The sequence below is a fragment of the Protofrankia sp. Cj3 genome, from assembly GCF_917627355.1.
In the GTDB taxonomy this organism is placed as follows: domain Bacteria; phylum Actinomycetota; class Actinomycetes; order Frankiales; family Frankiaceae; genus Protofrankia.
The window spans coordinates 1-6,157 of record NZ_CAKJTR010000115.1 but is presented as its reverse complement, the minus strand read 5'-3'; the positions used below and the strand labels follow the sequence as shown (position 1 = coordinate 6,157).

Annotated in this window: 7 protein-coding genes; 1 reads left to right on the top strand and 6 read right to left on the bottom strand. The window is 70.1% G+C overall.

Features of this window, described 5'->3' with window-relative positions; all coding sequences use genetic code 11:
* Nucleotides 1-21: 21 nt before the first annotated feature.
* From MJ783_RS15565 to MJ783_RS15545, 5 genes are all read right to left on the bottom strand, one after another.
* Entirely contained in the window at nt 22-786 is a 765-nt protein-coding gene (locus MJ783_RS15565; protein WP_239311163.1) for a DUF4191 domain-containing protein, read from the bottom strand.
* Between the two features lie 84 nt (nt 787-870).
* Complete coding sequence (locus MJ783_RS15560; protein WP_239311162.1) at nt 871-1,089, bottom strand: hypothetical protein; 219 nt, start codon at nt 1,087-1,089, stop codon at nt 871-873.
* An 84-nt stretch (nt 1,090-1,173) separates the two neighbouring features.
* Complete coding sequence (gene lipA / locus MJ783_RS15555) at nt 1,174-2,145, bottom strand: lipoyl synthase (RefSeq protein ID WP_239311161.1); 972 nt, start codon at nt 2,143-2,145, stop codon at nt 1,174-1,176.
* On the bottom strand, nt 2,142-2,861 hold the full coding sequence (lipB, locus tag MJ783_RS15550; RefSeq protein WP_255724028.1) for a lipoyl(octanoyl) transferase LipB: 720 nt from the start codon (nt 2,859-2,861) through the stop codon (nt 2,142-2,144). Before lipB ends, lipA begins: the two co-directional genes overlap by 4 nt.
* Nucleotides 2,862-2,923: 62 nt before the next feature.
* The gene (locus MJ783_RS15545; RefSeq protein ID WP_239311159.1) at nt 2,924-3,655 is read right to left on the bottom strand and encodes a peptidase E; all 732 of its coding nucleotides are present in this window, start codon (nt 3,653-3,655) and stop codon (nt 2,924-2,926) included.
* Between the two features lie 192 nt (nt 3,656-3,847).
* Here MJ783_RS15545 and MJ783_RS15540 point away from each other — a divergent pair, with 192 nt between their 5' ends.
* The gene (locus MJ783_RS15540; protein WP_239311158.1) at nt 3,848-5,347 is read left to right on the top strand and encodes a protein kinase; all 1,500 of its coding nucleotides are present in this window, start codon (nt 3,848-3,850) and stop codon (nt 5,345-5,347) included.
* Nucleotides 5,348-5,382: 35 nt separating this feature from the next.
* Here the strand turns inward: MJ783_RS15540 and MJ783_RS15535 are convergent.
* Nucleotides 5,383-6,157, bottom strand: a 775-nt coding sequence (locus MJ783_RS15535; RefSeq protein ID WP_239311157.1) for a TIGR01777 family oxidoreductase, incomplete at its 5' end; no start/stop codon positions are given.

Sequence of the window (6,157 nt, the reverse complement as noted above, 5' to 3'; positions counted from 1 at the left end):
CGCCCGTTGCGGGGCACGAGGTCAGCGCATCTTCCCCCCGCGGGGGATGTTGCGGGGGATCGGCCCCTTCGGGATGGGCAGGGAAGGCGCGGTCACCGCCCGCAACCGCCGTTCGACGGGATCAACCTCGCCGCGCCGTAGGGTGCGGGGCAGCCGCATGAGGGTTCCCTGCAGCTTGGGCAGGGGCACCTCGCCGGGCCCGGTGCCGATGACGATGTCGTGGACAGGTGTTTCGCCGATCACCTTGCGGATCCGCCGCACCTCGTTGCCGAGTAGCTCACGCTGACCGCGGCCGCGGCCTTCGGCGATCACCACGACGCCGGCTCGGCACACCACGCGATGCACCACGTCCTGGTGACGGTTGACCGCGACCGCGGGCGTGAGCCGCCAGTCGCCGCGCATGCGCTCGACGATTCCGGCGGCCGCGCCGGGCTGCCCCTCCATCTCGGCGTAAGCGGTCCGCTGCACGCGCCGACTGAAGATGTTCATGGCGCTGACAAGACCCAGCATGATCCCGATGGGCAGCCATATCCACAGCCGCCCGACCAGCACACTGAGCAGCACCCCGATGGCGACAGGGAGGACGAGGCCAACCAGTGACCACCAGAGCGCGCGCGGATCGCGTTCCCGAGTGAGCCGGTACACCGTCCTGACCTGCGCGAGGCGGCCGGGTCGGGCCTTGCCCCCCGTGGCGTCCAGCTGTTGCTTGCGTCCCGAGGCCGTCACTCGGGCCTTTGTCGTACCAGTGCTCGGCGAGTCATTGCCGGAGCTGTTCTTACGCGCCATGACCGCGAGCCTACGACCCGGCGGGACGGATACCCGTACCGTGCTCTTCAGTATAAAATGATCGCCTCTTTGGTGATCGATTGTTCAGCGCTCGGTGGCGAACACGATCCGTCCGCCGATCTGTGGTGGTATGCGGCCCACCGGCAACGAGATCTCGGCGGCGGCGCGCCACGCGTTGCGGCGCGCGGTCCGCTGGCCGCCGTGCGGCAGCAGCAGCAGGGTGAGTTCCTCAACAGCGGTCAGGAGTGACCTCAGCACGACCACACGGACCTCCCGGACCGGTCGTAGGCATTGTTCAGTCATGATCTCGATCGTCATCCACGGGTGGCGGACGAGTGACCTTCCGGTGAGCCTAGTTCCCTTGGGGCGGGTGCACCACTCCGGTGGCTACTCTGCGTAATTATTGTGTCGCCTGGTCGCTTCGCCTCCGGTGCTGGCGCGTTGCTCGATCGCTTGCTGGTACATCCGGCCCGCGCGGTAGGAGGACCGGACCAGCGGACCTGACAGCACCCCCGCGAACCCCATCCGCTCCGCCTCCGCCCGCAGCTCGGTGAACTCCGTGGGGTCTACCCAGCGCCGCACCGGGTGATGCCGTGGGCTGGGCCGCAGGTACTGCGTGATCGTCAGCAGCTCACAGCCGGCATCCAGCAGGTCGGCCATGGTCGCGAGGATCTCCGCTGGCTCTTCCCCGAGGCCGAGGATCAGGTTGGACTTGGTCACCAGACCGGCCGCGCGGGCGGCGCGGAGAACCTCCAGCGACCGGTCATAGCGGAATCCCGGCCGGATCCGGCGGAACACCCGCGGTACCGTCTCGATGTTGTGGGCGAGCACCTCGGGAGCCGCGCCGAACACCTCGGCGAGCTGCTCGGCACGGGCGTGGAAGTCAGGGATGAGCAGTTCAACACCGACGGCGCCGCACAGCGTATGGATCTCCCGGACCGTCTGCGCGTACAGCCACGCCCCACCGTCGGGCAGGTCATCGCGTGCGACTCCGGTCACGGTCGCGTAGCGCAGGCCCATGACGCGGACCGATTCGGCGACCCGACGGGGCTCGTCGGCGTCGAACGCGCCCGGTCGTCCCGAATCGATCTGGCAGAAATCACAACGCCTGGTGCACACTTCCCCACCGATGAGAAAGGTCGCCTCCTGGTCCTCCCAGCACTCGTAGATGTTCGGGCAGCCGGCCTGCTCGCACACCGTGTGCAGGCCCTTGTCGTGGACGAGATCCAGGATGCCGGAGTACCGCGGGCCGGTCCGCAGCCGGGTGCGGATCCAGGGCGGTTTGCGCTCGATCGGCGTTGCCGCGTTGCGTAGCTCCAGCCGCAGCAGCTTTCTGCCGTCCGGCGTGACCGCGGTCACCCTGCCATCTCCGGCTCGCGTACCGTCTCGGTCGCCCGGTCCGGTGGTGGCAGGGCTGACGACAGCGTTGAGGCCACCGCCTGGCCGCCGGCCGGGCCGGGCGCCGTGAAGGCTGTCAGCACGTTGACCAGGCGGTCCGTCACGATGGGCAGGGCCTCGGCGACCGTCACGGTCCGGGCGAGCTCCTGGCTGAGGCTGGTCACCGCGGCGTCGGCGATCCCGCACGGGATGATCCGGCTGAAGGCGGCCAGGTCCGGGCAGCAGTTGAGCGCGAAGCCGTGATAGGCGACGCGGGAACGCACCCGTACACCGATCGCCGCGAGCTTGCGTGCGCCGTCGGTGGTCCATACGCCGCTGCGTCCGGTCACCCGCGCGGTCGGGAGGCCGAGGTCGGCACAGGCTGCGATCAGCCCGTTCTCCAGCGCGCGGACGTAGGCCACCACATCCAGCGGCGTTGGCAGGCGCACGACCGGATAACCCACGAGCTGGCCGGGGCCGTGCCAGGTGATCTTTCCGCCTCGGTCGACGTCCACCACCGCGGTGCCGTCAACCGGGCGTTCCCATGGCTGGGTACGGCGACCAGCCGTGTAGACGGCGGGGTGTTCCAGGAGGATCAACGTGTCGCCTGTCTGGTCAGCGATCCGCCGGTCGGCCAGCGAACGCTGGAGCCGCCAGGCATCGTCGTAGGGAACCAGGCCCAGCCGCATGACCTCCATGCACACGAGGCTACGCTGACCTGTGGTGCTGTCCCAGCGCGGACAGGAAGACGCCGTCTGGGTCACACATCTGGCAGGCGCCGGGGGACCACCTGCGTCTCCCGGGCGCCTGCCTCCACGGCCGAGTCCCGCTCGACCCGCCAGGCGTACGCGTCGGCCCGGTCGGCGACCGCCTCCACCAGCTCGGTGCCGCGAAAGTGCAGGCCGACGCCGTCATCGGTGGCCCAACCGGGCGGCAGGATGCCCGCGGCGACCAGCCCGCGGTACAACGGCCGCCGGCCGGCTTCGGAGTCGTAGTGCGGCGTGTTGCTGAACGGCAGCAGAGCGAGCCCATCAGTGACTGGCCGCAGGTCCGGCCCGAACGAGTCGGTGGTACCGCCGGCATGCCAACACAGCGACCCCGCGGACACGCCGGCCAGGACAACCCCGGCCTGCCACGCTTCTTTCATGATCGAATCGAGGCCGTGGACCCGCCACACCGCGAGCAGGTTCGCGACGCTGCCACCGCCCACCCAGATCACATCCTGATCCAGCAGGTGCGCGCGTACGTCGGCCACGTTCGGCATGGGGAACAGGGCGAGATGGGACACGCGCACGTCCGGCAGATCACGTGCGAGTGCCGCGTAGTAGCGCGCGTAGCTCGCCGGGTCGTCACCGCTGGCCGTCGCCAGCAGGCAGAGCTTGGGACGTGCCGGGCTCTGGGCCAGGTGCAGCGCGTGGCGGATGACCGGGCCGACCCGGATGCCCCACCGCCCGTCCGGCGCGAAGCCGGCGCTGGTCGCGAGAATGTTCATGGTGTAGCCCCCGTCCCGGTCGCATCCGTTGGCCGGCGCTCGCCGCACGCGGCGGCGCGAAGCGGTGTGCCCGGTGGGAGCCTATCGTCGGGCCAGGCGTTCACACGAGTTATCCACAGGTTTATGGAGACGGCTGCACAGAATTGCTTTTTCGGCCTACCGTCACGGCTTGTGGCAGCAGTGGACGATTCCATGGGTTCTCGCGGACGGCGCGGGATTCCGGCTGGTCCGGTCATTCCCGGGGTGGTATTGCGGGCCCGTGTGCGAGACGGTGGTGCCGGCGAGGTCTGGGCCGGCCGCATGGTGGCCACGGGAGCCGAGTGCGTGGTCCGCCGGGTGCGGCTGCCACCGGACGCCGTGGCGAGGGATGCCGCGATGCGGGCGGCGCGAGCCCTGGTCGGGCTTTCGCATCCGCACCTCCTCCCGCTTATCGATGTGATCGCCACGGCTGAGGGCCTCGCGGTGATCGCCGAGCCCGTTACCGGGGCGATCAGTCTGGGCCAGCTGTTGGGGACGCGGGAACGCCTCGACCCCGGCGAGGTGGTCACGGTGGGGTTACCACTGGCTCAGGCGCTGGCCGCGGCGCATGCCGCCGGGTTCACCCACGGGCAACTTGATCTTGATGATGTCCTGTTGGAGCCGAACGGCCGGCCGGTGCTCGCCGGTGTCGGCGTCGCGGGCCTGGCAGGTGTGGTCACGACACCGGCAGCGGACGTCAGCGATCTCGCGAGTCTGCTGCTCGCGACGATGCCGCAGGCGACCGGTCCGGACGCGGCGGCCGTTGCGGTGGCGGTCGCGCCGGCCCTGGTTGATGATCCCGTCCGCAGGCCCACGGCGGAGGAGCTGGTCGCGGCCTTGGCGCACAGCTGCAATCCGGCGCCGGTTCGCTTCGTCAGCGACGCGGTCACTCCGCTGCCGCTGCCGCTGCCCCCGCAGCCGACCGGAGCCGACGATGCCCAGCTTGAACCCGCCAGCCGCGGCCTGCGGACAAAGCCGCCCGCCCACACGATGCCACGATCGGCCCGGTCGCCGCGCGCCCAGGCGGCCGGCACCGCTGGCGGTTCACGTGCCTCCAGCTCTCGCGGGTCGAGCTCTCGCGGGTCGAGCTCTCGCGCGGCCCTTGTGCGTACTGTCGCCGCGCATGGCGAACCGCGCGCCGGGTTCTCCGGCCAGCGGCGCATCCTGGTCATCGTGGCTGTGGTCACCGTGATCGCGGCGCTGGCGGTCGGTGGCCTGCTGGTCGCCGTCCGGTCCGCTCCGCGGCAGGCGCGTCAACTCGATGCGGCTCCCGCCACGGGCTTGCCGTCCGAGCAGGGCTGGCGGGATGTCCTGGCGGGCTTGGACGTTGCCCGCAGCCGGGCGTTCGAACAGGCGAACGAGGCAGGTCTGACCGATGTGGACGCCGCCGGTAGCACCGCCTATGCCCGGGATGTGGTGCTGATGCGGCAGATGGTCGCGCGCGGTGGCCATGCGGTCGGCTTACATCAGGAGATTATTGATCTTGCTGTCAGGGAGGCTGGAAGCGAGAAGTCCGTACTACGAGTCACCGATCGGCTCCCTCCGTACAGTTATGTGGACGCCTCGGGAAAGGTCCTCGCCAGTCAGCCTGGGCATGACCGGCAACAGTGGGACATCGCCATGGTCAGGGCCGAGCAGGGCTGGCGGATCGCCAAGGTCGACACCGTCGGCTGAATGCCGTTGATCGTGCTGCCGATCGCTCAGCGGTGTCAGTCACCGTCCGCGCGGGTGATGGCAGCCGCCAGGGCGGCGTCGATGGCGGGGTGGGAGAAGGTGAAGCCGGCTTCGGTGAGCACCCGCGGTCTGACCCGCTGGGAGACGAGCACACCCTCGTCGGCGAAGTCGCCCAGCGCGACTCGCAACGCCGCCGCGGGTACCGGCATGATCGCCGGGCGGCGCAGCGCCGCGCCGAGCGCGCGGGTGAAGGCCGCGTTGGTGACCGGCTCGGGGCTGGTCAGGTTCACCGGGCCGTGAACGGCGTCGGCGGTGAGCAGAAAACGGATCGCCGCGATCTCGTCGGCGAGCGTGATCCAGCTCAGCCATTGGCGGCCCGATCCGAGCCGGCCGCCGAGAGCGAGCCGAAAGAGCGGGAGCTGTCTGGCGAGTGCTCCGCCGCGGGTGGACAACACAACACCTGAACGCAGATGGCACACACGCACCCCGGCATGTTCGGCGACCGCGGTGGAGGCTTCCCACGCGGCCGTGACCTCGGCGAGGAAGCCGGTCCCGGGGCGTGCGGACTCGTCGACCTCACGCTCCCCGGTGTCGCCGTACCAGCCGACCGCGCTGGCCGACAGCAGCACCCGCGGACGCTCGTCCAGATCGGCGAGAGCAGCCGCGAGCAGCGTCGTGCCGGCTACTCGACTGTTGAGGATCTTGTTCTTGTAGCCGCTGGTCCAACGATGATCCCCGACCCCGGCGCCGGCAAGGTGGACGACGGCATCGACAGTGGTCAACGCCGTCGGGTCAAGGATGCCCTGGCCT

Coding starts and splice junctions, on each gene's coding strand:
- MJ783_RS15565 (WP_239311163.1), bottom strand. CDS start 786: ATGGCGCGTAAGAACAGCTCCGGCAATGACTCGCCGAGCACTGGTACG.
- MJ783_RS15560 (WP_239311162.1), bottom strand. CDS start 1,089: ATGACTGAACAATGCCTACGACCGGTCCGGGAGGTCCGTGTGGTCGTG.
- lipB (WP_255724028.1), bottom strand. CDS start 2,861: ATGGAGGTCATGCGGCTGGGCCTGGTTCCCTACGACGATGCCTGGCGG.
- MJ783_RS15545 (WP_239311159.1), bottom strand. CDS start 3,655: ATGAACATTCTCGCGACCAGCGCCGGCTTCGCGCCGGACGGGCGGTGG.
- MJ783_RS15540 (WP_239311158.1), top strand. CDS start 3,848: ATGGGTTCTCGCGGACGGCGCGGGATTCCGGCTGGTCCGGTCATTCCC.